This is a genomic window from Cytobacillus eiseniae (assembly GCF_017874625.1).
GTDB lineage: Bacteria > Bacillota > Bacilli > Bacillales > Cytobacillaceae > Cytobacillus > Cytobacillus eiseniae.
In genome coordinates this window covers 63,313-86,725 of record NZ_JAGIKZ010000008.1, presented here as the reverse complement: position 1 = coordinate 86,725, position 23,413 = coordinate 63,313, and the positions used below count along the sequence as shown (strand labels likewise).

26 protein-coding genes and 1 riboswitch are annotated in these 23,413 nt (G+C 36.7%); of the genes, 20 read left to right on the top strand and 6 right to left on the bottom strand.

From position 1 onward, the window contains the following. Positions 1 to 240 precede the first annotated feature (240 nt). Positions 241 to 342, top strand: a riboswitch (purine riboswitch). A gap of 202 nt (positions 343 to 544) precedes the next feature. After that, complete coding sequence (locus tag J2Z40_RS09165; protein WP_066395300.1) at positions 545 to 1,135, top strand: xanthine phosphoribosyltransferase; 591 nt, start codon at positions 545 to 547, stop codon at positions 1,133 to 1,135. After that, positions 1,132 to 2,439 (top strand): nucleobase:cation symporter-2 family protein, encoded by a 1,308-nt coding sequence (locus tag J2Z40_RS09160; protein WP_425351385.1) that lies wholly within the window; start codon positions 1,132 to 1,134, stop codon positions 2,437 to 2,439. The genes J2Z40_RS09165 and J2Z40_RS09160 overlap by 4 nt, the downstream gene beginning before the upstream one ends. 296 nt (positions 2,440 to 2,735) lie before the next feature. Here J2Z40_RS09160 and J2Z40_RS09155 read toward each other — a convergent pair whose 3' ends face one another. Further along, entirely contained in the window at positions 2,736 to 3,194 is a 459-nt protein-coding gene (locus J2Z40_RS09155) for a chemotaxis protein CheX (protein WP_083953917.1), read from the bottom strand. Between the two features lie 243 nt (positions 3,195 to 3,437). Here J2Z40_RS09155 and J2Z40_RS09150 point away from each other — a divergent pair, with 243 nt between their 5' ends. The 6 genes from J2Z40_RS09150 (at position 3,438) to J2Z40_RS09125 (ending at position 11,107) form a co-directional block, all read left to right on the top strand. Beyond that, positions 3,438 to 4,526 carry a type III polyketide synthase gene (locus J2Z40_RS09150; protein WP_066395289.1) on the top strand — a complete coding sequence of 363 codons (1,089 nt, stop codon included), beginning with the start codon at positions 3,438 to 3,440 and terminating at the stop codon, positions 4,524 to 4,526. Positions 4,527 to 4,529: 3 nt separating this feature from the next. Next, positions 4,530 to 5,090, top strand: a complete 561-nt coding sequence (locus J2Z40_RS09145; protein WP_066395287.1) for an isoprenylcysteine carboxyl methyltransferase family protein — start codon at positions 4,530 to 4,532, stop codon at positions 5,088 to 5,090. Positions 5,091 to 5,419: 329 nt separating this feature from the next. After that, positions 5,420 to 9,076 (top strand): dynamin family protein, encoded by a 3,657-nt coding sequence (locus tag J2Z40_RS09140; protein WP_066395285.1) that lies wholly within the window; start codon positions 5,420 to 5,422, stop codon positions 9,074 to 9,076. Positions 9,077 to 9,095: 19 nt separating this feature from the next. Beyond that, positions 9,096 to 9,299, top strand: a complete 204-nt coding sequence (locus J2Z40_RS09135) for a hypothetical protein (protein ID WP_066399369.1) — start codon at positions 9,096 to 9,098, stop codon at positions 9,297 to 9,299. Beyond that, complete coding sequence (locus J2Z40_RS09130) at positions 9,283 to 10,140, top strand: sulfurtransferase (protein WP_066395282.1); 858 nt, start codon at positions 9,283 to 9,285, stop codon at positions 10,138 to 10,140. Before J2Z40_RS09135 ends, J2Z40_RS09130 begins: the two co-directional genes overlap by 17 nt. 103 nt (positions 10,141 to 10,243) lie before the next feature. Further along, on the top strand, positions 10,244 to 11,107 hold the full coding sequence (locus J2Z40_RS09125) for a 5'-3' exonuclease (protein WP_209795150.1): 864 nt from the start codon (positions 10,244 to 10,246) through the stop codon (positions 11,105 to 11,107). A gap of 41 nt (positions 11,108 to 11,148) precedes the next feature. On the opposite strand, the gene sspL is transcribed toward J2Z40_RS09125, so the two are convergent. Further along, a complete protein-coding gene (gene sspL / locus J2Z40_RS09120) occupies positions 11,149 to 11,286 on the bottom strand; it encodes a small, acid-soluble spore protein L (protein ID WP_066395269.1) in 138 nt (45 codons plus the stop codon). Between the two features lie 100 nt (positions 11,287 to 11,386). Here sspL and J2Z40_RS09115 point away from each other — a divergent pair, with 100 nt between their 5' ends. Further along, entirely contained in the window at positions 11,387 to 11,851 is a 465-nt protein-coding gene (locus J2Z40_RS09115) for a divergent PAP2 family protein (RefSeq protein WP_066395266.1), read from the top strand. A gap of 56 nt (positions 11,852 to 11,907) precedes the next feature. Next, the gene (locus J2Z40_RS09110; RefSeq protein ID WP_066395263.1) at positions 11,908 to 12,183 is read left to right on the top strand and encodes a DUF6123 family protein; all 276 of its coding nucleotides are present in this window, start codon (positions 11,908 to 11,910) and stop codon (positions 12,181 to 12,183) included. Positions 12,184 to 12,225: 42 nt separating this feature from the next. On the opposite strand, the gene J2Z40_RS09105 is transcribed toward J2Z40_RS09110, so the two are convergent. Together J2Z40_RS09105 and J2Z40_RS09100 are read right to left on the bottom strand one after the other, a co-directional pair. Next, the gene (locus tag J2Z40_RS09105; RefSeq protein WP_066395262.1) at positions 12,226 to 13,134 is read right to left on the bottom strand and encodes a DMT family transporter; all 909 of its coding nucleotides are present in this window, start codon (positions 13,132 to 13,134) and stop codon (positions 12,226 to 12,228) included. Between the two features lie 18 nt (positions 13,135 to 13,152). Beyond that, a complete protein-coding gene (locus tag J2Z40_RS09100) occupies positions 13,153 to 13,542 on the bottom strand; it encodes a reverse transcriptase-like protein (RefSeq protein ID WP_066395259.1) in 390 nt (129 codons plus the stop codon). Positions 13,543 to 13,642: 100 nt separating this feature from the next. Between J2Z40_RS09100 and J2Z40_RS09095 the strand changes: the two genes are divergently transcribed. Both J2Z40_RS09095 and J2Z40_RS09090 read left to right on the top strand, forming a co-directional pair. Next, on the top strand, positions 13,643 to 14,299 hold the full coding sequence (locus tag J2Z40_RS09095) for a reverse transcriptase-like protein (RefSeq protein WP_066399366.1): 657 nt from the start codon (positions 13,643 to 13,645) through the stop codon (positions 14,297 to 14,299). Between the two features lie 32 nt (positions 14,300 to 14,331). After that, complete coding sequence (locus J2Z40_RS09090; RefSeq protein WP_083953916.1) at positions 14,332 to 14,508, top strand: zinc-finger domain-containing protein; 177 nt, start codon at positions 14,332 to 14,334, stop codon at positions 14,506 to 14,508. A 52-nt stretch (positions 14,509 to 14,560) separates the two neighbouring features. On the opposite strand, the gene cspD is transcribed toward J2Z40_RS09090, so the two are convergent. Continuing rightward, positions 14,561 to 14,761, bottom strand: a complete 201-nt coding sequence (gene cspD / locus J2Z40_RS09085) for a cold-shock protein CspD (RefSeq protein ID WP_053476725.1) — start codon at positions 14,759 to 14,761, stop codon at positions 14,561 to 14,563. A gap of 307 nt (positions 14,762 to 15,068) precedes the next feature. Here cspD and J2Z40_RS09080 point away from each other — a divergent pair, with 307 nt between their 5' ends. The 7 genes from J2Z40_RS09080 to mntR all read left to right on the top strand — a co-directional run bounded on the left by J2Z40_RS09080 (position 15,069) and on the right by mntR (position 22,178). After that, positions 15,069 to 15,356 carry a hypothetical protein gene (locus J2Z40_RS09080; protein ID WP_066395256.1) on the top strand — a complete coding sequence of 96 codons (288 nt, stop codon included), beginning with the start codon at positions 15,069 to 15,071 and terminating at the stop codon, positions 15,354 to 15,356. 179 nt (positions 15,357 to 15,535) lie between these two features. After that, positions 15,536 to 16,462, top strand: coding sequence for a metal ABC transporter solute-binding protein, Zn/Mn family (locus tag J2Z40_RS09075; RefSeq protein WP_066395255.1), 927 nt, complete (start codon positions 15,536 to 15,538; stop codon positions 16,460 to 16,462). Between the two features lie 11 nt (positions 16,463 to 16,473). Continuing rightward, positions 16,474 to 17,223 (top strand): metal ABC transporter ATP-binding protein, encoded by a 750-nt coding sequence (locus tag J2Z40_RS09070; protein ID WP_066395253.1) that lies wholly within the window; start codon positions 16,474 to 16,476, stop codon positions 17,221 to 17,223. A 10-nt stretch (positions 17,224 to 17,233) separates the two neighbouring features. Then, the gene (locus J2Z40_RS09065) at positions 17,234 to 18,175 is read left to right on the top strand and encodes a metal ABC transporter permease (protein ID WP_066395252.1); all 942 of its coding nucleotides are present in this window, start codon (positions 17,234 to 17,236) and stop codon (positions 18,173 to 18,175) included. Beyond that, positions 18,165 to 19,043, top strand: coding sequence for a metal ABC transporter permease (locus J2Z40_RS09060; protein WP_066395250.1), 879 nt, complete (start codon positions 18,165 to 18,167; stop codon positions 19,041 to 19,043). The genes J2Z40_RS09065 and J2Z40_RS09060 overlap by 11 nt, the downstream gene beginning before the upstream one ends. Before the next feature lie 343 nt (positions 19,044 to 19,386). Next, complete coding sequence (locus J2Z40_RS09055; RefSeq protein ID WP_066399364.1) at positions 19,387 to 21,540, top strand: DNA topoisomerase III; 2,154 nt, start codon at positions 19,387 to 19,389, stop codon at positions 21,538 to 21,540. 221 nt (positions 21,541 to 21,761) lie between these two features. Beyond that, positions 21,762 to 22,178 (top strand): transcriptional regulator MntR, encoded by a 417-nt coding sequence (gene mntR / locus J2Z40_RS09050; RefSeq protein ID WP_066395248.1) that lies wholly within the window; start codon positions 21,762 to 21,764, stop codon positions 22,176 to 22,178. A 28-nt stretch (positions 22,179 to 22,206) separates the two neighbouring features. On the opposite strand, the gene J2Z40_RS09045 is transcribed toward mntR, so the two are convergent. Next, a complete protein-coding gene (locus tag J2Z40_RS09045) occupies positions 22,207 to 22,425 on the bottom strand; it encodes a DUF3892 domain-containing protein (protein WP_066395246.1) in 219 nt (72 codons plus the stop codon). Between the two features lie 166 nt (positions 22,426 to 22,591). Here J2Z40_RS09045 and J2Z40_RS09040 point away from each other — a divergent pair, with 166 nt between their 5' ends. Further along, positions 22,592 to 23,284: a class I SAM-dependent methyltransferase gene (locus J2Z40_RS09040; RefSeq protein ID WP_066395244.1), complete on the top strand. Its 693-nt coding sequence runs from the start codon at positions 22,592 to 22,594 to the stop codon at positions 23,282 to 23,284. The last annotated feature ends 129 nt before the right edge of the window (positions 23,285 to 23,413 follow it).

Genomic DNA, 23,413 nt, shown 5'->3' with positions numbered 1-23,413 from the left:
TGATATTTCAGTGATAAATATCACATTGAAAGTGTGATAAATGTGAAGGAATTGTGAAGATTAATTTGATACCTTGACAAAATGCGGAGGAATTGAATATTTTATTTTGAATTTTATAATAAGGGGGAAAAGAGTGAATTAAAGAAAAACACGAATATTAATTAAGAATTAATAAAAATAATTCGTGTTTATTTTTATTAATTGATTGATTTATTAAGTGAGGATGTTATAATCTTTATATCAATTTAATAATCTTTCACTCATATAATCGCAGGGATATGGCCTGCAAGTTTCTACCGAGTTACCGTAAATGACTTGACTATGGGTGAGCAATGAGAAGAGACCCTTTTTGTGTTTCTTTCATACCGTCATCTTTTAATTTAAAGCCTGAAGGTCATTGCTTCACTCATTTTTTTATGGTGTGAATGCATTGATCTTTAGGCTTTTTTGTATTCTTATTGAGGAAATCTACACAACAAGTAATAGGGCAAGACTATTCTAAGAGGAATCCACTCTTAATGAAAGTTTAAGGAGGAACAGCAGCATGGACTTACTTATCGAAACAATCAAGCAGGAAGGAATCATTCTATCTGACTCTGTATTAAAGGTAGATTCCTTTTTAAATCATCAAATTGATCCTCAACTAATGCTAGAGATGGGGAAAGAATTTGCGAAGCGATTTAAAGAAGAGGGGATAACAAAGATTGTGACACTCGAATCATCAGGAATTGCTCCATCTATTATGACTGGGTTGCAATTAGATATTCCGGTGATATTTGCTAGAAAGAAGAAATCTCTCACATTAGTAAATGAGTTACTCACAGCGAAAGTGTATTCTTTTACGAAACAGGAATCAAATGATATTTCTGTTGCGAAGAAGTTCTTAAATGAAAATGATCATATTCTTATTATTGACGATTTTCTGGCGAATGGTCAGGCAGCACTTGGATTAGCTGAAATTGTCAAGCAAGCAAATGCTTCGATAGCAGGAATTGGAATTGTGATAGAAAAAGGGTTTCAAAATGGCGGCGCAAAGTTGCGTGAGCTAGGATATCGAGTGGAATCACTTGCAACGATTCATTCATTAAAAAATGGTGAAATAATATTCAAAGAAGAAGCAAGGGGGGCAATATAATGAACAATCCTTTTAAAATGACATCCTTAGGAATTCAACATGTATTAGCAATGTATGCTGGAGCCGTTATTGTCCCATTAATTATCGGTGGTGCACTTGGATTAACAGGTGAACAACTGACCTATTTAGTTTCAATTGATATTTTGACGAGCGGGATTGCAACTATTTTGCAGGTTTGGAGAAATAAATATTTTGGCATTGGCCTGCCGATTGTATTAGGATGTACATTTACTGCTGTCGCTCCAATTATTGCAATAGGGAATTCTTATGGGATCTCAGCTATTTATGGCGCGATTATTGTTTCAGGAGTTTTTGTTGTAGTTATTGGAAAATATTTTGGAAAGCTCGTACGTTTTTTTCCACCAGTTGTTACTGGGTCAGTTGTTACTATTATCGGGATCACCCTTATTCCAGTTGCGATGAATAACATGGCAGGTGGTGAAGGCAGTGCTGATTTTGGTTCTTTATCAAATATTGCACTTGCATTCGGTACATTAGTATTCATTATTCTCCTTTTTAAATTTTCAAAGGGCTTTGTCCGCTCAATCTCCATTTTAATTGGTTTAATTGCCGGGACAATAGCTGGCTTCATGATGGGCAAAGTTGATTTTAGTGCGGTAGGAGAAGCGTCATGGTTCCATATGGCAAAGCCTTTTTACTTTGGTATGCCAACATTTGAAATTACTCCTATTATCACAATGATACTCGTTGCAATGGTAAGTTTAGTAGAATCAACTGGTGTGTACTTTGCATTAGGGGATATTTGTGAAAAGAAAGTAGAAGAAAAGGATCTTGTCAAAGGATATCGTGCGGAAGGCTTAGCTAGTATTATCGGGGGGATATTTAACTCCTTTCCATATACGACCTATTCACAAAACGTCGGATTAATCCAAATTTCAGGTGTAAGATCGAATAATGTGATTTATACAGCTGCAGTCATGCTTATTTTACTAGGATTTATCCCTAAAATTGGTGCATTGACGACAGTCATCCCAAATTCCGTTCTTGGTGGTGCAATGGTGGCGATGTTTGGAATGGTCGTTGCTTCGGGTATAAAGATGTTAAGTAAGGTTGAATTTGCCTCACAGGAAAATTTATTAATTATTGCATGTTCTGTAGGAATGGGGCTTGGTGTGTCCGTTGTGCCTGGTTTATTCTCAGAGCTGCCAGAAAATCTCCGTATTTTAACTGAAAACGGAATTGTTGCAGGAAGTATTACAGCGATTTTCTTAAATATTTTATTTAATGAGTTTAAACCAAAACAAAAAGGAACACAGATATTGAAGGAATCGAAAGCTTCATAAGTAAAAAGTTTTATCCATTTTTCGTTTCACACATACCTTTGTTAAGAAATATAATGCTTTTAAATTCCTTAGACTGGATGTGGTTTGACAATGATGGAGAAATACTATTGTGACAATTGCAGGATTTTATATAACTGTGAAGATTATTGTACCGTTTGTGGATCAATGGTAGAAAAGAAAATCGTGATTGAAGTCCAAAAAAATTCAAGTAATCCTTCTATGCCGGAGTAATCCGGTTTTTTTTATTTCACATATTACAATAGAGCAAAATAAAAAACGGCACGATAAGTACCGTTTTAATTTCCTTCGATCATTAATACAATGACAAGATTTCCGACATTAGTAATAGTGATTGGCAAGCGAAATGCTTTAGAAAAACCATAAACCTTCGCTCCTCCAACAAGAACTGTCGGTGGTGTAATATCCATTTCTAAGCCTTTTTCAGAAATGAATGTAGAAAGGCTTCCGGCAATCATATTGCCTAGTTCACCAGAGAAGGATTCTAACATTTCACCTTCTAGTGCCATACCGAACATTGATTCACCAATTTTGCCAAAAACACTAAAGTCTCCATCAATAATGATTCTTCCTCTGACATCACCGGTCATTCCAATTAATACACCAATGGAATGCTGCGTGAAAGGTTGTGTAAATAAAGATGGTTTGTCTACAGCAATTTCTAACGGAATAACAGATTTGACTGCAGTAATCGTCCCGTTCAAAATGTCTGTTACACTTTTTGTAATTGTTGTCACACGGCATTCCTCCACTTAAGAACTAAAATAATTTTAACATAATTGTCGAAATATAAGATGTGGAAAATAAAAAAAAATAATGGAATATATTTGGTAATGCTTATTGAGTAAAATAATTTTATAATAATGGTGCACAGCAACTCCTTCAAAACTGTTTGCTTCCTCCTTTCGGGGGAAGCTTTTTTGTATTTTTCCCTGTAAATGGGGGAAAGTAATGGTAATAAATAGCAGGGGAGAATGAGTATGCCATCAATTGTTTCTGTCGGTGAGGCGATACCAGTTCATAAAATTGTTCAGGATGATGTGATCGATTTTGCTAGAGATTTATTCTCAGAATCATTTCAAAACATTGATCGTTTATTAAGGGTGTTTAAAAATGGTCATATTGAAAAGCGGCATTTCGTTAAAGGAATCGATTGGTTTAAAACGGATAAAACATTTAAAGAAAGAAACGATGCCTATATCGAATCAGCAGTTGAATTAGGTGTGAGGGCGATAGAGAATTGTTTACATAATCGAATGTTTCTTGAGAGTGATCTTGCCACTCTTGAAATAGATGCCATATTTTGTATATCAAGTTCGGGCATTGCTACACCAAGTATTGAAGCGAGAATCATGAATCATCTCCCATTTTCCTCCCATACAAAAAGAATTCCTATTTGGGGTTTAGGCTGTGCTGGCGGGGCTGCAGGATTATCACGGGCATATGAATATTGCCTTGCCTTTCCAAAAGCAAAAGTATTGGTGCTAACAATTGAATTATGCAGTTTAACTTTTCAACGAAATGATCATTCGAAAAGTAATTTAATTGGGACTTCCCTATTTGCGGATGGAGTGGCTTGTGCGCTTATTATTGGAGAGGAAGTGGATAAAGAATCCCTTCAAGTAGCGCGACCCATTCCAGCAATTATTGCTACACAATCAACCCTGTTTCCATCCACACTAGATGTAATGGGGTGGGAAGTAAAAAATGACGGGCTGTATGTTGTTTTTTCAAAGGATATTCCGGCAATAATAGAAAGCTCCCTAAAGCCAAATGTGAATTCATTTTTAAATGAGCATCAAATTGCAATAAAAGATCTCCATCATTTCATTGCACATCCAGGTGGGAAGAAAGTGATTGATGCGTACGTGCAGTCACTTGAAATCAATTCGGAGATGACTACGATTCCACTCAACGTATTGAAACAATTCGGCAATATGTCGTCATCAACCATTTTATATGTATTAAAACAATTTATGGAAAAAGGGAAAGAAGGAGAATATGGACTAGCAACGGCATTAGGGCCAGGCTTTAGCTCTGAATTACTATTATTGAGATGGGAGAAATAGTTTATGCTTTTTTTACTCTTTATTAGTCTGTTGATTTGCCAGCGTTTAGCAGAGCTAGTCATTGCGAAGAGAAATGAGCAGCAGATGAAACAACTTGGCGCCGTTGAATTTGGCCAATCACATTATCCATTTATTGTTGCTGTTCATTCATTGTTTTTTCTCGCATTCATGATTGAAGTGATTGTCCTTAAGAAAGCGATTTCTCCAACCTGGCCAGTGCTTTTGCCTATTTTTCTAGCTTTACAGGTCGGTCGAGTATGGGCGCTTTCGTCATTAGGAAAGTATTGGAATACGAAGATCATTGTGATGCCAAATGCAGAAATAGTAAAGCGAGGGCCATATCGCTATATAAAACACCCGAATTATCTCATCGTCACGCTTGAATTAATTATTATTCCATTACTGTTCCAAGCTTATTTTACAGCGATTGTTTTTACGATACTAAATGCAGTGATTTTGGCCATTCGGATTTCAGCAGAAGAAAAAGCGCTTAAACATCTAACCGACTATAAGGACCAATTTGTAGAAAATCCATCTCTTGTAAAAAAATTTAATAAAGTGTGACAATTGCATTTTACCCATTGATAATGATTATCGTTCGTGATATTATTCTAATTGAAGATGAAAATTGTTCTCAAATACAAGTCCAGTAGAAGGGTGTTGTTACATATGGTAGCGGTATTCATTACATGTACAGTAACAGCCTATGCATTCGTTATGAAGCATGTCTTAAATAATGTTGCAAAATCACATACTAGATAATTAAATATAAATTGGAAAAAACCAGGAGCCCCCCCTGGTTTTTTTATTTTGCCAAATAATTTTACATAGGAATTGTGAGAAAAATCATTTAAAATAGAAAGTAAATGAGCTAAACAAGGGGATACGTATTCATGGCACGAACCATTTTGCAACAAGGGAAAACAGAGGTTTTAGGAAAAATAACGGCTTTATATGAATTTTTTCAATTAAATCAAGATTATAGAACGTCTGAAAGAGCGAGGGATTTAATCTGGAAATTGAATAAACAAGAATATTCAATTGCCTTTTGTGGACATTTTTCTGCTGGAAAGTCGAGCATGATCAATCAGCTTGTTGGCGAAAATCTGCTCCCTACAAGTCCGATTCCGACAAGTGCTAATCTAGTGAAAATCAAAACAGGTGAGGCATATGCAAAAGTCATATTTAAGGAAGGGAAACCAAGAGTCTACCCTGCACCATATGATTATGAGCATGTGAAATCATATTGTAGAGATGGTGACCAAATTCATTCAATTGAAATGAGCTATGATCATACAAAGCTACCAAAGAACGCAGTCATAATGGATACACCAGGAATTGATTCAACAGATGATGCACACAGAATTGCAACAGAATCTGCCTTGCATCTTGCTGATCTCGTTTTTTATGTAATGGATTATAATCATGTTCAGTCTGAACTGAACTTTTTATTCACAAAAGAATTAACGGCTGCTGGAAAGCAAGTGTATTTAATTATTAATCAGATTGATAAGCATCGGGATGAGGAATTGAGTTTTGCTGAGTTTAAGACAAGTGTGGAGGATTCATTTGCCTCATGGGGAGTAAAGCCTGCAAGGATTTTTTATACATCATTAAGAGATCCATTGAATGTGGAGAATGAGTATGTAGCCTTGCAAAATTTTATCGGAGAAAAACTGGAAAATGGAGCAAGTCTCCTTCCTGAATCCGTTTTTCAATCATTAATGAAATTGACAACTGAACATGCGCTATTTCTTGAGGAAAAGAACGGGGAAGAGAGAGAGCGTTTTGAGACCGTTCTATCTCTCCTTTCAATGGATGAAAGAGCTGATTTACAAGAGCAAGTGGCAAGCCTTGAAAAAAAGATTCAAAAATTGCAGGCAACAGGTAGGATCGCCGAGCAAAGCATCAATACAAATGTAGATGAAGTATTGAAAAATGCCTATTTAATGCCGTTTCAAACACGTGAACTTGCTGAAAGCTATATCGAAGCGTGTCAAAAGAATTTTAAAATCGGTCTTTTCTTTTCCCGACAGAAAACAGAACAAGAAAGGGCAGAACGGTTAGCAAAATTCCATCAGGACCTATCTGAAATAGTGAAATCTCAGCTAGATTGGCATCTAAAGGAACAATATGTAGCTGCATGCAAGGAAAATGACATCCATGATCCAACTCTTTTAACTAAAATTCAGAGCTTCCAACTTGAATTACCACAATCACTGCTTATTGATGCAGTAAAGGAGGGGGCCCTTCTTTCAGGTGATTATGTCCTCCAGTATACAAATGAAGTAGCTGAATTAGTCAAAAGGTTAGCAAAGAACCGTCTGAATGAAATCAAAGAGCAATATCTTCAAGCAGTAATGGTAAAAAATGAGCAAGAGTTAAAGAAAATGATGAGCGAATACGAACAAGTGAATCAATTGGCTAAAGCTTGGCATGGGTTAAATCAAATGAAGGAACAGCTTTTACAAGCGAAAAAGCAGATGGAAGCCTTTTTATCAGAGCAGTTTTCTTTTGAAACATTTGCAGAGCAAACAAAGCGGTTGCTTGCTGAGGAAATGGAAGAAGTCGAGATTGTGAAAGAGACAACTGAAGAGTGTAGCCAACAACAATTGGAGCAGCCGAATGAAGTGACCCATTCTGATTTAGTGATAAATAAGAAAAGCATGGATTCTGCTTCTATTGCTCCTTTCATCGAGAAACTTATTTTTACAGCTAAAAAGATTGAAAATGTACCAGGATTTAAACGGAGAGCTGTAGAGTTAGTGCAAAAAGCAGAACGCCTGCAAAATCGGCAATTTACTGTTGCCCTATTTGGTGCATTCAGTGCCGGCAAGTCTTCCTTTGCCAATGCTTTAATAGGTGAGAAGGTGCTCCCGGTATCACCGAATCCAACAACTGCAGCAATTAATAAAATTATGCCAGTGAATCAACAATATTCACATGGAACCGTTTTAGTGAAGGTGAAGGAGTCGGATGTTTTATTTGATGATGTGAATCGTTCGCTTCAAATTTTTGATTTCAAAGCAACAGATTTTGATGATGCCATTGTTAAAATTCAAAAAGTAATGACTGGAAAAAATCAGTTTGATGCAAGTGAGAAAACACATTTTGCATTCTTACAGGCATTTTTGAATGGATTTACGGATTTTCGTAATAATTTAGGAACAATGATTCACACGAATTTAGATGAATTAAAAGACTATGTCGCATTGGAAGAGAAATCATGCTTTGTCGAAATCATTGAAGTGTATTATGATTGTGCGCTCACTCAGCAAGGAATCACCCTTGTTGATACACCTGGAGCAGATTCAATCAATGCTCGTCATACTGGCGTAGCCTTTGATTATATAAAAAACGCGGATGCGATCCTTTTTGTTACGTATTATAATCATGCATTCTCGAAAGCTGATCGAGAATTTCTTATTCAGCTTGGCCGTGTGAAGGATTCATTTGAGCTTGATAAAATGTTTTTCATCGTGAATGCGGTTGATCTTGCAAATGATGAAGAGGAAAAAGAATCTGTCTTAAATTATGTTGGAGAGCAGTTGACTGCATATGGGATTAGAAGACCGTCTCTTTTTGGACTATCAAGCCTTCAAGCATTAACAGAAAAACAAGAGAAAACAATCGATCCTCGTTCCAATATTGATGTATTCGAAAAAAGTTTTTATTCATTTATCACAAATGAACTGATGGATATTTCAATTACTACGGCTGAGCAAGAATGGCAACGAGCGCTCAATCAGCTGCGAAGCTTTATCCATTCATCTGAGGAAGATAAAGAATTAAAGCATCAAAAACATAGTCAATTAGAACAAGAGCAAGAAATGATCAAAACATGTATTCAGAAGCAAGAGGTATCCATATACGCACAAAAATTAACGCAAGAAGCAGATGAACTCACCTACTATATTAAGCAGCGAGTCTTTCTGCGTTTCAATGATTTTGCTAAAGAGGCATTTAATCCAGCATTGTTAAAGGATGATGGCCGAAACTTAAAGAAAGCTTTGCAAATGGCTTTAAATGATTTCATTCAAAGCTTTGGTTTTGACTTTGCGCAGGAATTAAGGGCAACTACGGTAAGAATGGAAGCGTTTATTGGAAAGCTAATGAAGCAAGCACAAGAAAGTGTAATGGCTGCCACTTCAGAAATTAATTCTGAACTTATATTTAGTCCATTTGAAGTAGAAAAAATGGCAGGGATTGAATTTGAAACAGCTTTTTTGAATGAGGAGCAAGCACAATTTAAAAAAGCACTGGCCCATTTTAAGAACCCAAAATCATTTTTTGAAAAGAATGAACGTAAATATTTAGTTGATGAACTCGAGAGAAATATGCAGGATCCCTCCGCAATCTATTTAGAAAAAGAAAGTATTCGTTTGAAGGAATATTATATTGATCGATTGAATGAAGAGTTTACTCGTTTAATAGCCGTTCATATGGAACAAATCATCGAATATTATAATGGTTTATTAGCAGTTCTGAGCGATGATTTTCCAATTGAAGAACTTCAAGTGATGGAAAAGGAAATCGTTGCCTTCCAATGAAAAGATAAAAGGTGAGCGAATGAAAGCTAATTCATTTCATGCATGTGCAACCTGCATCCACTTTCAAGCAAAAAAAGCAAAAAAGGGGATGCAGTATCGTTGTCAACGATTAGGGTTTGATACGAGACCTAATTATCAGTTCAATTGCTGGACACCAAAGGATCATGTGAAGAAACTTATGACAAAACGAATAGAGGAGAGAAAAGATGAATCATGTAGTTGAAAAAGAATGGTTGTTAGCGCATATTGGTGATGACAATATCCGATTGGCAGATTGTCGTTATAATCTTGGGAATGCGGATGAAGGGTATCAATTATATTTAGCTGATCATATTCCTGGAGCGGTGTATTTTGATTTAGAAAAGGATTTATCCGCACCTGTGACACTTCATGGCGGCAGACATCCTTTGCCAGATGTAAATAAACTTAAGCTTATTTTGCAAAAGGCCGGAATCTCACCAGAAACAACAGTTATTGCTTATGATGGAGGAGAAGGTGCCTTTGCTGCTCGTTTATGGTGGATCTTGAATTATGTAGGTCACGAAAACGTGTTTGTTCTAAATGGTGGCTACAAAGAGTGGAGAGCACAGGATTATCCCGTTGAAGAGACGATTCAGGTATTTAATGAAACAATATATGATATAGAAATAAATACAGCTATACTCGCTTCTTATGAGGAAGTGAAAAAGAAAGTTCGGGAAAAAAGCCCAAATACAGTGATTATTGATTCTAGAGAGAGTAAGCGCTATTTAGGGATTGAAGAGCCAATTGATAAAAAAGCAGGACATATTCCTGGAGCTATTAATAAAATTTGGACAGAAGGGCTCGGGAATGGACGCTTTAAATCAAAAGAAGAGCAATATGAGCGGTTCTCTGACATTGATAAAGAGAATGAAATTATTGTTTATTGCGGATCAGGTGTGACTGCTACACCTAATTATCTTGCACTTAAGGAGGCCGGCTTCAAAAATGTGAGGCTGTATGCAGGAAGCTTCAGTGATTGGGTCTCATATGATGAGAACGAAGTGGAAACAGGTGAAAATCATTTGGATCGGAATCTGTAAAAGATTACATAAAGAAATAGTAGATTCCCATGTTATAATAGTGGCTATATTATAGAACTGAATGGGAGAGAAGAAATTGAGTAATGAAAACAAACCTTCATTCATGCTTGTAGATGGAATGGCATTATTATTTAGAGCGTATTTTGCAACGGCTGTTACAGGCCAGTTTATGATTAATTCAAAAGGAATTCCTACAAATGGAGTATATGGCTTTGTGAAGCACTTCTTAACAGCTGTATCTTCCTTTAAGCCAACACATGTAGCTGTTTGCTGGGATATGGGCAGTAAAACCTTTCGGACAGAAATGTATGATGGGTATAAGGCGAATCGTCCGGATGCACCCGTTGAACTCATTCCACAATTCGATCTTGTGAAGGAAGTTGTTGAAGCATTTGATGTACCAAATATTGGGCTTGCAGGCTATGAGGCGGATGATTGTATTGGTACGATCGCTAAAAGCGCAAAAGAAGAAGCGAATGTGAAAATACTAACTGGTGATAAGGATATTTTACAGCTAATAGAGGATGAAATTTCAGTTGCATTGCTGCAAAAAGGATATGGAAATTATCTTGTGCATACGAAAGAGACGTTCTTTGAAGCAAATGGAATTCTTCCAAGACAAATGATTGATTTAAAAGCTTTTATGGGTGACACGAGTGATAACTATCCCGGTGTTAAGGGAATTGGTGAGAAAACGGCATTAAAGCTTCTCCAGCAATATGAACATATTGAAGGGGTTCTAGACAATCTGCATCAGTTAACAAAGGGACAAAGAACAAAAATTGAACAAGATTTAGAGATGCTCCACCTTAGTCGTCAACTTGCAGAAATCAAATGTGATGTGCCAATCGAATATAATTTAAATGATGCGATACTTAATTTCAATCATGAAAAGGTAATGGACAAGTTTGCTGAGGTAGAATTTCGCGGACTTCAGCGCTTTCTTGATTTGAAAGAATTAGCGTAATCGAATGTAGGGCTGTTTCTAATGGAGACAGCCCTATTTCTTTATTTCGTATTCTTTTTCTTTGCGGCATTTTCCAATTTGCTCTTTGGTTCTTCTGCGAATTCGGCATCCTGGCCATATCCTTGTGGAGTTACACCTGGTGCTTTAGTACCCCGATTTCTATTTTTACGTTTACTCACAATGCGATCCCTCCTATATTTACTTCCTACAATTGTAGTATTACCGAAAAGAATAATTACACTCTATTTTCTTCACACTAAAGGTGAGGTGAAGTGAGATATGAATAAAGGTGTTTATGTTGCTTTATTAAGTATTGGATTGGCTCAAGGGTTAAAGATTCCAATCCATTTCTTTAAGGAAAAGGAATTTCGCCCAGAGTTATTTGTTCAAACAGGCGGTATGCCAAGTTCTCATTCTGCTGGGGTCGCCTCTTTAACGACATTTATTGCTTTAAAAAGAGGGTTGCCAACGATTGATTTTGCTCTTTCCCTTGTTTATGGACTTATCGTTATGTATGATGCACAGGGGATTAGAAGACAGACAGGAGAGCTTACGTTGAAAGTGAATAGCATGGGAGATTTAATTGAAAAGGTGAAAAAAGACGAATCACTTGAGTTTGAAGAAGAGAAGCCAAAAAAATTGAAAGAAATGCTTGGACATCAGCCTCAGGAGGTTATTGGGGGAGCATTGCTAGGCGTTGTTACTGGGACAATCGGTCATTTTTTGACAAAAAAAGATAGATAATTGTCAGATTTTGCTGTAAGATTTAAAATGGGTTATGCAGTAGGGGGATGGATGATATGGCTAAAAAGACAGTGGAGGAATATTTACACTTTTTACAAAGTAAAGGATTTCAGCTTCAGGAAGATGCAATCGGATTTATTTACTTTGGGAAGAATTATACGAATGCTTCAGATGAGTTAACAAACACGGCAATTGAATTGACCTTAAAGGCTCAAAAAAACTTTGATGGCAGTTTCTATGTATCATTGCTTGAAATGCTCATCGCCAACAAAATAACAACACGAATGGGAGCCATTCAATTTATTAAAGAAAAAGAACTTTTGTATATTTAGTTGAAGAAATCGGCCAAGCACCGATTTCTTCTTTTTTGAATTTTAGGCTATTTTCTTATTAAGTTTCTTTTGTTTTCTTTTTGTAGGCAGATCAGCAAAAATCATTCCTGAAAAAATAAGAATGCAGCCAAAAAGTGCACTGTATGAAAGTCTTTCGTTTGCCCAAAGATAAGCGGTACCTGCTGCAAATACTGGTTCCATTGCAAAGATAAGAGCCACTCTTGTTGGTGAGATAAATTGCTGGAACTTTGTTTGGGCAAAAAATGCGAGAGCTGTTGCGAAAATAGATGTAATCAGTAATGCAAGGAGTACTTTGCCTTGTAAGAGTACATCTAAATTGACTGCTTGTTTCCAATCCTCGGTAAAAAAGGCAAATAGACTCGACAAGAGAGAAACAGTCATAATTTGGATAACGGTTAATGTGAGTGCTGGAAATTGATTGCTGTATTTTCCAGTGAATAGAATCTGCATGGCAAAGCCTATTGCACAAATAAATACAAGCCCATCTCCTATATTCAAAGAAACGGTATCAGTCATTGTTAATAAATATAATCCAAGTGTAGCGATGGAAACACCTGCAATCGCATTTTTAGTTGGTTTGTTCTTTAGGAAAAAGAATGATAATACAGGTACTAATACAACACTGAGACCTGTTATAAATCCAGCTTTCGAAGATGATGTATAAAGAAGTCCGATTGTTTGAAATGCATAGCCAATAAAGAGCCACACACCAATAATTATACCAGCAGTGAGCATTTTCCAATTGATTAGTTTGAGCTGTGGCTTATTAAAAAGAAGGAGCCAGCTGAAAAGAATCAATCCTGCAATAAAGAAGCGAATGCTGTTAAAAGAATGAGGCTCTAAAAAAGCAATCGCATTTTGAACGAGCACGAATGTTGCTCCCCAAATAAATGCAATGAAAAGAAGGCTTATATTCGCAAATTTGTTCATATTTATTAAAGGAACTCCTTATTTATTCAACCGTATGGCAGATCTAGCCAATGAGTCAGCTGTTTTATTTTCGTCACTTGGAATCCATTTTAGAAAAAACAGATCAAGTTGCTTGCTTAAATGTAAAGCTTGTTCAAGCAATAGGGCATATTTTTTATTTTTTGCATATTCTTTTTCAATTGCGCGATTGACTGCTTGGGAGTCTGTCCGAAAAGATACAACTTGGTAATTCTTTTCAATACAAATTTCTAGCCCTTTGATTAGCGCATAATATTCCGCCTCATGATTTTCCATAGTACCTAAGGGGATGGAATAACGCTCTGCTTCTCCGTCTTTTTTTATGAAAATACCGATTCCGCTTGGTCCAGGGTTGCCGGCACTTGCACCATCAATATATACTTCAATCATCAGCGACTCCTCCAAAGAAAAAAAGATTTTTGACATACGGACGAACAGGGTAAGATAAAATTAAGTGTATCATAATGCTCAAATTTGGAAAGGTGAAAAAATGAAATATAAACTTGAATGGAAATATAAATATAAAGGAACAGCTGGTGTTGTTTTTACTTCGGATTGGTTAGAAGGAGAGCAAGCGTTAGTTATTGGAGAAGATATTGAGAAAAGCGGCAGGATGCTGGATTTATCTTTTCATGATGAACGCGGAACAACTTGGAACTTGAAAGAAATGAAAAAGCTTCTTGAGGAAATTGAAGAGGAACCGCATGATTTAACGATATTTTTCGATGGAGGTTTCGATAAAGAGAGTTCGCAAGCTGGTCTAGGGGCGGTCATTTATTATAAGCAAGGAAAAAAGAAATTTCGTATACGTGCAAATGAACGATTTGATGAAATTGAAAATAATAGCGAAGCGGAATATGCAGCAATGTATTTTACCGTCCTATTACTTGAGGAAATGAATGTTCAGAATATGAGTTGTGAATTTAAGGGGGATGCACAAGGCGTACTCATGCAACTGAAAGGTGAATGGCCATGCTATGAAGAGAATCTGAACCGTTGGCTTGACAGAATTGAAGAAAAGCTTAAAAAGCTTCATGTCCATTCAAGGTTTACACCTATTCCAAGAACAGCGAATAAAGAAGCGGATAAACTTGCAACTCAAGCACTTGAAGGGAAGATAATTAATAGCAAGATGCAAATCATTTAGGCTCTGGTTGTACGAAAGGAATGTCACTTTAAATGGAAAGAAAACAAATTTTTAATGAAGTAGAGGAATTATTGAATCATTATTGCGAGGAATGTTTTCTATATAAACATCATAAGGCGGAAAAGGGACGTCTGTATGCACATAAATTTTGTATTTCGAAATGTACAGTTGGAGAGAAAATAAAGGCGATCGGGAGTAAGTTATCATAAGTCCTATAAATTAAATAAAGGCTGGCAAGGTGCCAGCCTGATTATTTATAAATTATAGTTTAACAACGTTTGCTGCTTGTGGTCCACGGTTGCCTTCGACGATTTCGAAAGAAACTTCTTGACCTTCTTCTAATGATTTAAAGCCTTCGCCAGTGATAGCTGTGAAGTGTACGAATACATCGTCTCCGCCTTCAACTTCGATAAATCCAAAACCTTTTTCGTTATTGAACCATTTTACTTTGCCGTTTTGCATGTAAATATTCCTCCTAAGCCTTTCAAGACATCATAAATGTCTTAGATAAATATTATCAATCAACAGTGTATAAAGCAGATATTTTTTAGAAATAGCGGAAATATATTCTGTTAAATGATGATTTTAATATACATGATTCCGAAACATCAGTCAAGGAGTTTCACAGGATTTTCATAAAAAACTATTAAATATTCGAAAAATTCAAATGAGAAATGCGATATTGTTAGGTTGATTGTTTTTGAATTCATAATTTTGCTATTTTATCATATCTATTATTAATTAAGCTCTTATTATAAGAGGTGAAAAAATGTACCGATTCGTAATTGGAAGTGAGGAGTGGATCTTGAGATTCTCTCCTCACATCGAAGTTGAAGCTGAAATCAAACAAGCTATTGTTAGTACAATTCTTCAACTAGATTCAGAACTTCCATTCTATTCACACGGAGAATCCTTTATTATTATGAATGAATTTTTAGGTATGATTGTATTTCACGTTGAAAAGGTTCCTTCATTAATTTTAACTGTAACGGCAATCGTTGACGAACAGAATTGGTACATTCAGAATAAGTTAACAATAGTAAAGTATAAGAAATAACTAAAAAAGATAGCCGGCATCTGCTGGTTGTTTTTTTTTATAAGAAAAAGTTGCCCTTGGTAAACTTTTGTGGTTTAATATAAAATATATGATTAGGTTAAAAATATATGCACTAGGTTCAAATTCGTGCATATACTCAGTAAAAGAGAAATTAATGATTATAGGAGGTTGTGAATCGAATGAGAAAAATGGTTGCGTTATTTGTAATCATGTCCCTACTTTTTATTAGTGCATGTACAAATCAAACGTCTAACGAAAATAATGAGAATGAGAGAATTATCGTTACAACTACTATTGGACAAATTGCTGATGCTGTCTCCCATATTGGTGGCGAAAAGGTGGAGGTGCTCAGTCTAATGGGGCCAGGAACTGATCCACATCTTTATAAAGCAACACAGGGAGATATGGCTAAATTAGAAAAGGCAGATGTCATCTTCTATAATGGACTTTACTTAGAAGGAAAAATACTGGAGGTTCTTAAGAAGATAAATGATAAAAAGCCAACATATGCTATTTCTGAGTTCATTCAATCAGATGAGCTATTAGCCGATGCAACAGATTCTAATGCTATTGATCCGCATGTATGGTTTGACATAGATATATGGAAGCAAGCTCTTGAAAAGGTTAAACAGGGATTAATTGAAATTGATCCAGCTAATGCAAATTATTATAAGGAAAATACTTTGGCATATTTTAAGGAACTTGATGAATTAAAAATATATGCAGAGGAAGAATTGGCAAAGATTCCTGCAGAACAAAAGGTGCTTGTCACCGCACATGATGCATTTGGTTATTTTGGTGCAGCCTATGGCATGGAAGTAATGGGACTACAAGGATTAAGCACAGAATCTGAATATGGACTTGGGGATGTCCAGAAATTAATAGATACATTGGTTGATAGAAATATTAAGGCTGTATTTGTTGAGTCAAGTATTTCAGAACGATCCATCAATGCAGTGATTGAGGGAGCAAAGAAAAAAGGGCATGAAGTAATAATTGGTGGCGAACTCTATTCCGATGCGATGGGAGAAGAGGGCACGAATGAAGGAACATACATTGGGATGTACAAACATAATGTCCAAACAATTACAGAAGCTTTGAAATAGGAGTGATAAGAATGCATACGGTAGAAGTTGAAAATCTAACGGTTGCCTATCAGAAAAAGCCTGTCTTAACAAATGTCAATTTTACAGTTCCTGAAGGCAAATTAATTGGAATTATCGGTCCGAACGGAGCAGGTAAATCAACTTTAATCAAAGCGATATTAGGGCTAATTCCTAAGGCCTGCGGCGAGATAAAAATATACGGAAAGACATATCGTGCAAAAGACAAAATCGTTGGTTATGTACCACAACGTGGATCTGTTGATTGGGATTTCCCAACGAATGCGCTTGATGTCGTACTAATGGGAAGATATGGGCATGTAGGATGGTTTAAGAGACCAGGAAAAAGGGATACGGAAATTGCGCTAGAATCTTTAAGAAAAGTCGGAATGGAGGAATATGCGAACCGTCAAATCAGTCAATTATCAGGCGGCCAGCAGCAGAGGGTTTTTCTTGCTAGGGCACTTGCTCAGGATGCCTTGGTTTACTTTATGGATGAACCATTTGTGGGTGTAGATGCAGCAACAGAGCGAGCAATTATTGTGTTGTTAAATGAATTAAAGGAGCAAGGGAAGACCGTACTCGTTGTACATCATGATCTTCAAACCGTTCGAGAGTATTTTGACCATGTCATCTTATTGAACGTGAATATGATTGCTGCGGGTCCAACGGAGGAAGCCTTCACAATGGAAAATCTCCATCATACGTATGGAGGAAAACTTGCATTTTTGAATAAGAGTCAGGTGATGGTCGAACAAAAATGAGGTGGTTTAAATGAAGGATCTACTAACAATGATTTTTCACGATGCGAATACACAGTGGGTATTACTAGGAACGATGCTTTTGGGAGTTGCAAGTGGCGTTCTTGGCAGTATAGCCTTGCTCAGAAAACAGAGCTTGATTGGTGATGCTGTTGCCCATGCAGCTTTGCCAGGAATCTGTATTGCCTTTTTATTCTTAGGTGAAAAATCATTAATTGTATTATTAATTGGTGCAACGATTACCGGTCTCCTAGCAGCCTATTGTATCCAATTCATCGTTTCCAATTCGATCATAAAAGAGGATACAGCCATTTGCCTCATCTTATCTGTTTTTTTCGGTTTTGGGATTGTTTTGCTTACGAAAGTTTCCCAATCTTCTGCAGGGAATAAAAGTGGGTTAGATGATTTTATCTTCGGGCAAGCTGCTTCGATTGTTGGAAATGACGTGAAATTAATGGCAGGTGCTGCCGCTTGCTTGATTCTTATTACATTCCTATTATATAAGGAATTAAAGGTTTTAACCTTTGATCCGGAATTTGCGAAAGGTCTTGGTCTTCCAGCTAGTTTTCTTAACTTTCTTTTTCTTTCCTTATTAGTGGCAGCTGTTGTCATTGGCATTCAAGCAGTTGGTGTCATTCTCATGGCTGCCATGCTAATAACCCCGGCCATTGCTGCTCGATACTGGACGAATTCGCTTAGTAAAATGATTCTCATTTCTGGCGTATTTGGTGCTCTATCAGGAATGATAGGGACACTAATAAGTACTCTTAGTGTAGGTTTAGCAACAGGACCGTTTATCGTTGTTACTGCCACTTTTTTCTTCGTTATCTCAATGCTTTTTGCTCCTGAAAGAGGATTAGTGATGAAAAGGGTGAAAAGAATCCAGTTTAATAAGAAGATTAAAGAGGAGCTTGTATTACAAAAGAATAGAAAGGGCGGTTATCATGAGCTATGAGATGTGGATATTAGTAATAGGCTCTCTTGCAGGTATTTCATGCGGAATAACCGGCTGCTTTCTTATTTTGCGTAAGCTATCAATGCTTGCTGATGCGATCAGTCATACTGTACTCCTTGGAATTGTCCTTGCATTTTTAATAAGCCAAAGCATGAATGGTTTTTATATGCTTATTGGTGCAACGATTGCTGGCCTATTGACTGCCTTCTTCGTACAACTACTTCATAGTTCAGGTATACAGGAAGATGCCTCGATCGGAGTTGTGTTTACATTTCTGTTTGCGGTCGGTGTCATATTGATTTCCTTATTTGCAAAGGATGTTCATTTAGATGTGGACCATGCATTAATGGGTGAAATTACCTTCGTGCCTTGGGATCTTGTACAATTGGGTATACTCCCAGAAATGCCAAAAGCATTCTTGATGCTTTCAATGGTTCTCGTAATAAATTTAATCATTATAGGCCTATTTTATAAAGAATTGAAGATTACTTCATTTGATCCGCAAATGGCAGCTGCTATTGGTATACCTGTTCTATTGATACATTATCTATTAATGGGGATGGTATCAATGACAACTGTTGCCTCCTTTGATAGTGTTGGAGCCATATTAGTTGTAGCTATGCTCATCGCTCCAGGGGCAGCTGCCTATTTATTAACAGAAAAATTGAGTGTGATGCTGCTATTAAGTGCTGGATTTGGTGTACTTGCAGCTGTTGTTGGCTATTATGTTGCCTCCTATTTTGATGTATCGATATCAGGCTGCATGGCTTCAGTAAATGGAGTAATCTTTGCTCTCGTATTTTTGTTCTCGCCGACAAAAGGACTGATATCGAAAAACTTCTCAATGAAAAAAATAAAAATAGAATGATAGAAACTCCTCGATAATTGCTCGAGGAGTTTTTTTATTGTCGATATTATAAATTCGGATGTTGTGGATAACTTTATGAGTAGTTTTGTCTACGTCCAGTTCCGGCGTCTATCGTCTATCAAACTTCAGTACTGCTCCGCAACGATTGCGTCAAAAGTGGTTACCTATTGCTCACCGTGTTTCCTTTATCGAAAGGGGCAGTTATCCAGTTTATACGGCGATGATCAATGTGTCTGCACATTTGTTCTACAAGGGCATCTGTATTTCTTACTAGTCCGTTTTGAAAGTATTCGGTAGAATAAATATAAGTATTTAATAAAGGAAACTGGAAGTGAGCAAAACGATGAAACTTATTATTGCAGAAAAGCCTGATCAAGGAGTGACCCTTGCCTCTATTTTTAAAATGAAGAAGCATCAAGGGTATATTGAAATCTTCCCAAATGAGGTTTTTCCTAAAGGGGCATATGTGACATGGGCAGTTGGACATCTTTGTCAGCTTTCTGCACCAGAAAAATATGATAGCCAGTGGAAAAAATGGTCATTGTCTACATTGCCAATTATTCCTTCCCAATTTGAATATGAAGTGACAAGAGATAAAGCAAAGCAGTTTAATGTCATTAAAAAGCTTCTAGCCAATCCTTCTCTTACTGAAGTCATACATGCAGGGGATGCCGGGAGAGAAGGGGAGCTAATTATCCGCAATATCCTCCGTTTAACAAAATCAGGACTGCCAATGAAAAGGCTATGGATCTCATCCTTGACACCGAAAGCAATTAAGGAAGGCTTCCTCTCGCTATTAAATGAATCAGATACGAGAAACCTCTATTACGAAGCATACACGAGGGCTTGTGCAGATTGGGTTGTCGGAATGAATGCCTCGCGCTTATATACGCTCCTTCTTCAGCAGCAAGGTTTTTCTGATGTTTTTTCAGTAGGGAGAGTGCAGACGCCGACACTGGCACTAATTGTCAAACGAGAATTGGAAATACAAGGCTTTGTTTCTGAACCCTTTTGGGAGGTGCAAGCAAAATTTTCGATCGATGGAAAAAAATATGTAGGAAAATGGGAAAAGGATGGGGAATCAAGAATTAAGACGAAGGAGCTAGCTGAAAAGATTGCAGCTTTTTGCGAGAAAAAAGCTGCGGAGGTTGTAGATGTACAGGCGGAGAAAAAGGAATTCCATCCGCCCATGTTTTATAATTTATCGGCCCTTCAAGCAGAGACGAATCGACGGTTCAAGTTTCCACCGAAGAAAACGTTAGACGTATTGCAAAAATTATATCAAAAAGGGATCGTTTCTTATCCTCGTTCTGATTCAAGGCATGTGACCAAAGGGGAAGGAGAAATGTTTCCTGTTATATTAAATAAAATTGCAGGGCTTGATGAATATAAGGCATTTTTTCCACTGCCAAACAGCTCGCTTTTGAATAATAAACGATATGTAGATGATAAGAAAGTATCGGATCATTATGCAATTATTCCAACAGAACAAGTGCCTAATCCAAATAAGCTATCTCCAGATGAGTACATCCTTTATGACCTAATTGTCAAAAGTTTAATTGCCGCCCATTACGAGAAGGCGGTAACTGAATATACTTCAGTAATAACGCTTGTAGATGGGAGAGCATCATTCCAATCGAAAGGGAAGGTTCAACTTGAAGAAGGGTGGCGTAAAGTGATTCCTCCTTTTGATAAGGATAAAGAGCCTACCCTCCCTTCGTTACAAGTGGGAGAAAAAGGAACGGTCCAAAAGTCGGAAGTGAAAGAAAGCAAAACACAACCGCCAAAAAGGTATACAGAAGGTCAACTAATTACGCTAATGAAAACGGCAGGAAAGCATATTGAAGATAAAGAATTAGAAAAGGTATTGATGAGTACAGAAGGATTGGGTACGGAAGCAACGAGAGCTGGTATTATAACGATGTTAAGTGACAGAAAATATATTGATATTAAGAAAAACCTTGTTTATGCCACACCGAAAGCGAAAATATTAATTTGTGCAATTGGTTCAGAAATCCTCGCCTCTCCAGAAATGACAGCAAAATGGGAGCAACGATTAAAAGATATTTCTGAAGGAACGGCTTCACCAAAACAATTTATGGAGCAAACGAATAAAATGGTTTTTCACTTGATCGATGTTTCTGTGAAAAATGCAGGTGAATGGATTTTTGAAGAAGAGGATAAAAACAACTTTATACCAGCAAAGTCTAAGTTTCGGCGCCCAACACAATTAGGACAATGCAAGTATTGTGATGGACAAGTAGTTGATAAGGGGAACTTCTACGGCTGTTCTAATTACAGCAAAAATAAATGTAATTTCAATATTTCAAAAAAAATCCTAGGGCATGCAATCACCCAAAAAGTCGTGAAGCAGCTATTAAAGGATAATATAACGGACATAATCGAAGGTTTTTCAAATAAAGATAAAACCTTTTCTGCTAAATTATCCTGGGATGAACAAGAGCGCAAGATTAAGTTCGTTTTTCCCCATTCGTAATTGGCGATTCCATAAGATTTCATCGCTTATGGATCGCTTTGTAGCTTTTCTTGTCTCTTATTGTTTAATATAGTAAACTTTTTAAAGGTTACATTTAGTCTTTTATCAAATGAACGATATGTCAATTACAAGTTGACACGATAAAATCCACTCGCATATGTTGTAATAATCAACTATCGTTGGAGAAGATAGGTAAGCATAGTTTTTAGGGAGGGTTTGGGATGCCAACACCTAGTATGGAGGATTATATTGAACAAATTTATATATTGATTGATGAGAAAGGGTATGCAAGAGTTTCAGATATTGCTGAGAACCTTTCCGTACATCCCTCCTCTGTAACAAAAATGGTTCAAAAGCTAGATAAAGATGAATATCTTGTCTATGAAAAATATAGAGGGTTAATATTGACTTCTAAAGGGAAGAAAATCGGGGAGCGCCTTGTTTATCGTCATGATTTACTTGAACGACTTCTTCATTTGATCGGAGTAAAGGAAGAAAATATATATGTGGATGTGGAAGGCATTGAACATCATTTAAGCTGGGACGCCATTGATCGAATTGGCGATCTAGTACAATATTTTGAAGAAGATGAAAAACGAATTGCTGACTTAAGAGAGATTCAAAAGAATAACGAATAATAATAATAGGCCCAACTTTAGGGCCTTTTTAAAATATACTTGGAAAATGATCAAAGGATGATACGTCATTCGGTGTAATCAGTGAATTTCCTTCCCGGTCCTCTTTAATATGCACACCTGTAATAATTCCTTCTTCGGCCTCCAGTATAGCCTTTCTATAAGAAATCACTCTATTTGATGATGTTTGAAAACTTATGATCTCCCCATGATTGTTTCGGTGGACAGCAACTAGCTGTTCTTCATACATAAAGTACGCCTCCTTTATCGGTTTCTTTCCCTACTATCATTGTTTCATGTTTTCAGATTTTTACTCAAAGGAATTTATATTCTTTTGTAGAAGTTATAACTAACCGAAACTTTAATATAATGGTGAACGTAAATAAGTGACAATAAAAGATAGAGAGAGGAAATACATGAGCCAATATAAATGGAATGAAGAAGCGGAAAAGCAATGGAATGAACGATCATCTGGATGGAACTCAAAGAGTATGGAGATGTGGAATTCTGGAAGCAGAAAGGATATTGCGCCATTCTTCGCGAAATATGTGAAAGCCAATAGAACCGTATGTGATCTTGGCTGTGGGGATGGAGTTGGATCCCTCAAACTGACTGAACTGGGCTATTCAGTAGTAGGAATTGATGTTTCAGAGGAAATGATTGATAAAGCAAAACAAATCAATTCAGGGAATACAGCACAATTTCTTAAAGGTGATATTTCGTCCTTGCCATTTGAGAACGATTCCTTTGATGCGATCTTAGCTATTAATTCGCTTGAATGGACAGAACATCCTCTCCATGTGATGAAGGAAATTCAAAGAATTGTCAAGCCAGGAGGAAATGCTTGTATCGGAATATTAGGTCCGACTGCTGGTCCGCGAATAAACAGTTTTCGCCGTCTATATAATGAAAAGGTAATTTGTAATACGATGATGCCTTGGGAATTAGAAATTCTTGCTATAGAGAATGGTTGGGAAAAGGTGGATAGCTTCGGCGTGTATAAGCAAGGAGTGAATCAAATCCCTATTGGATCCCTTTCATTTGAATTAAGACAATCCCTCTCATTTATGTGGGTATTTATGTTGAAAAATAATAAGGCTCATTTCTAAAGATTGTTGTTTTTAAATTAAATGTTAGAATGAATGGTTTATCAAATGGGTCGGTTGATTGGAGCGGAAATCAACCTTTACCAACTTTATCTTAATAAGCAACAATGTTTGCGAAAACAGCCAATAATA

What these genes read in the sequence shown, in the direction of transcription:
- J2Z40_RS09165 (WP_066395300.1), top strand. Translation starts at nt 545, where the DNA reads ATGGACTTACTTATCGAAACAATCAAGCAGGAAGGAATCATTCTATCT.
- J2Z40_RS09150 (WP_066395289.1), top strand. Translation starts at nt 3,438, where the DNA reads ATGCCATCAATTGTTTCTGTCGGTGAGGCGATACCAGTTCATAAAATT.
- J2Z40_RS09145 (WP_066395287.1), top strand. Translation starts at nt 4,530, where the DNA reads ATGCTTTTTTTACTCTTTATTAGTCTGTTGATTTGCCAGCGTTTAGCA.
- J2Z40_RS09140 (WP_066395285.1), top strand. Translation starts at nt 5,420, where the DNA reads ATGGCACGAACCATTTTGCAACAAGGGAAAACAGAGGTTTTAGGAAAA.
- J2Z40_RS09135 (WP_066399369.1), top strand. Translation starts at nt 9,096, where the DNA reads ATGAAAGCTAATTCATTTCATGCATGTGCAACCTGCATCCACTTTCAA.
- J2Z40_RS09130 (WP_066395282.1), top strand. Translation starts at nt 9,283, where the DNA reads ATGAATCATGTAGTTGAAAAAGAATGGTTGTTAGCGCATATTGGTGAT.
- J2Z40_RS09125 (WP_209795150.1), top strand. Translation starts at nt 10,244, where the DNA reads ATGCTTGTAGATGGAATGGCATTATTATTTAGAGCGTATTTTGCAACG.
- J2Z40_RS09115 (WP_066395266.1), top strand. Translation starts at nt 11,387, where the DNA reads ATGAATAAAGGTGTTTATGTTGCTTTATTAAGTATTGGATTGGCTCAA.
- J2Z40_RS09110 (WP_066395263.1), top strand. Translation starts at nt 11,908, where the DNA reads ATGGCTAAAAAGACAGTGGAGGAATATTTACACTTTTTACAAAGTAAA.
- J2Z40_RS09105 (WP_066395262.1), bottom strand. Translation starts at nt 13,134, where the DNA reads ATGAACAAATTTGCGAATATAAGCCTTCTTTTCATTGCATTTATTTGG.
- J2Z40_RS09100 (WP_066395259.1), bottom strand. Translation starts at nt 13,542, where the DNA reads ATGATTGAAGTATATATTGATGGTGCAAGTGCCGGCAACCCTGGACCA.
- J2Z40_RS09095 (WP_066399366.1), top strand. Translation starts at nt 13,643, where the DNA reads ATGAAATATAAACTTGAATGGAAATATAAATATAAAGGAACAGCTGGT.
- J2Z40_RS09090 (WP_083953916.1), top strand. Translation starts at nt 14,332, where the DNA reads ATGGAAAGAAAACAAATTTTTAATGAAGTAGAGGAATTATTGAATCAT.
- cspD (WP_053476725.1), bottom strand. Translation starts at nt 14,761, where the DNA reads ATGCAAAACGGCAAAGTAAAATGGTTCAATAACGAAAAAGGTTTTGGA.
- J2Z40_RS09080 (WP_066395256.1), top strand. Translation starts at nt 15,069, where the DNA reads ATGTACCGATTCGTAATTGGAAGTGAGGAGTGGATCTTGAGATTCTCT.
- J2Z40_RS09075 (WP_066395255.1), top strand. Translation starts at nt 15,536, where the DNA reads ATGAGAAAAATGGTTGCGTTATTTGTAATCATGTCCCTACTTTTTATT.
- J2Z40_RS09070 (WP_066395253.1), top strand. Translation starts at nt 16,474, where the DNA reads ATGCATACGGTAGAAGTTGAAAATCTAACGGTTGCCTATCAGAAAAAG.
- J2Z40_RS09065 (WP_066395252.1), top strand. Translation starts at nt 17,234, where the DNA reads ATGAAGGATCTACTAACAATGATTTTTCACGATGCGAATACACAGTGG.
- J2Z40_RS09060 (WP_066395250.1), top strand. Translation starts at nt 18,165, where the DNA reads ATGAGCTATGAGATGTGGATATTAGTAATAGGCTCTCTTGCAGGTATT.
- J2Z40_RS09055 (WP_066399364.1), top strand. Translation starts at nt 19,387, where the DNA reads ATGAAACTTATTATTGCAGAAAAGCCTGATCAAGGAGTGACCCTTGCC.
- mntR (WP_066395248.1), top strand. Translation starts at nt 21,762, where the DNA reads ATGCCAACACCTAGTATGGAGGATTATATTGAACAAATTTATATATTG.
- J2Z40_RS09045 (WP_066395246.1), bottom strand. Translation starts at nt 22,425, where the DNA reads ATGTATGAAGAACAGCTAGTTGCTGTCCACCGAAACAATCATGGGGAG.
- J2Z40_RS09040 (WP_066395244.1), top strand. Translation starts at nt 22,592, where the DNA reads ATGAGCCAATATAAATGGAATGAAGAAGCGGAAAAGCAATGGAATGAA.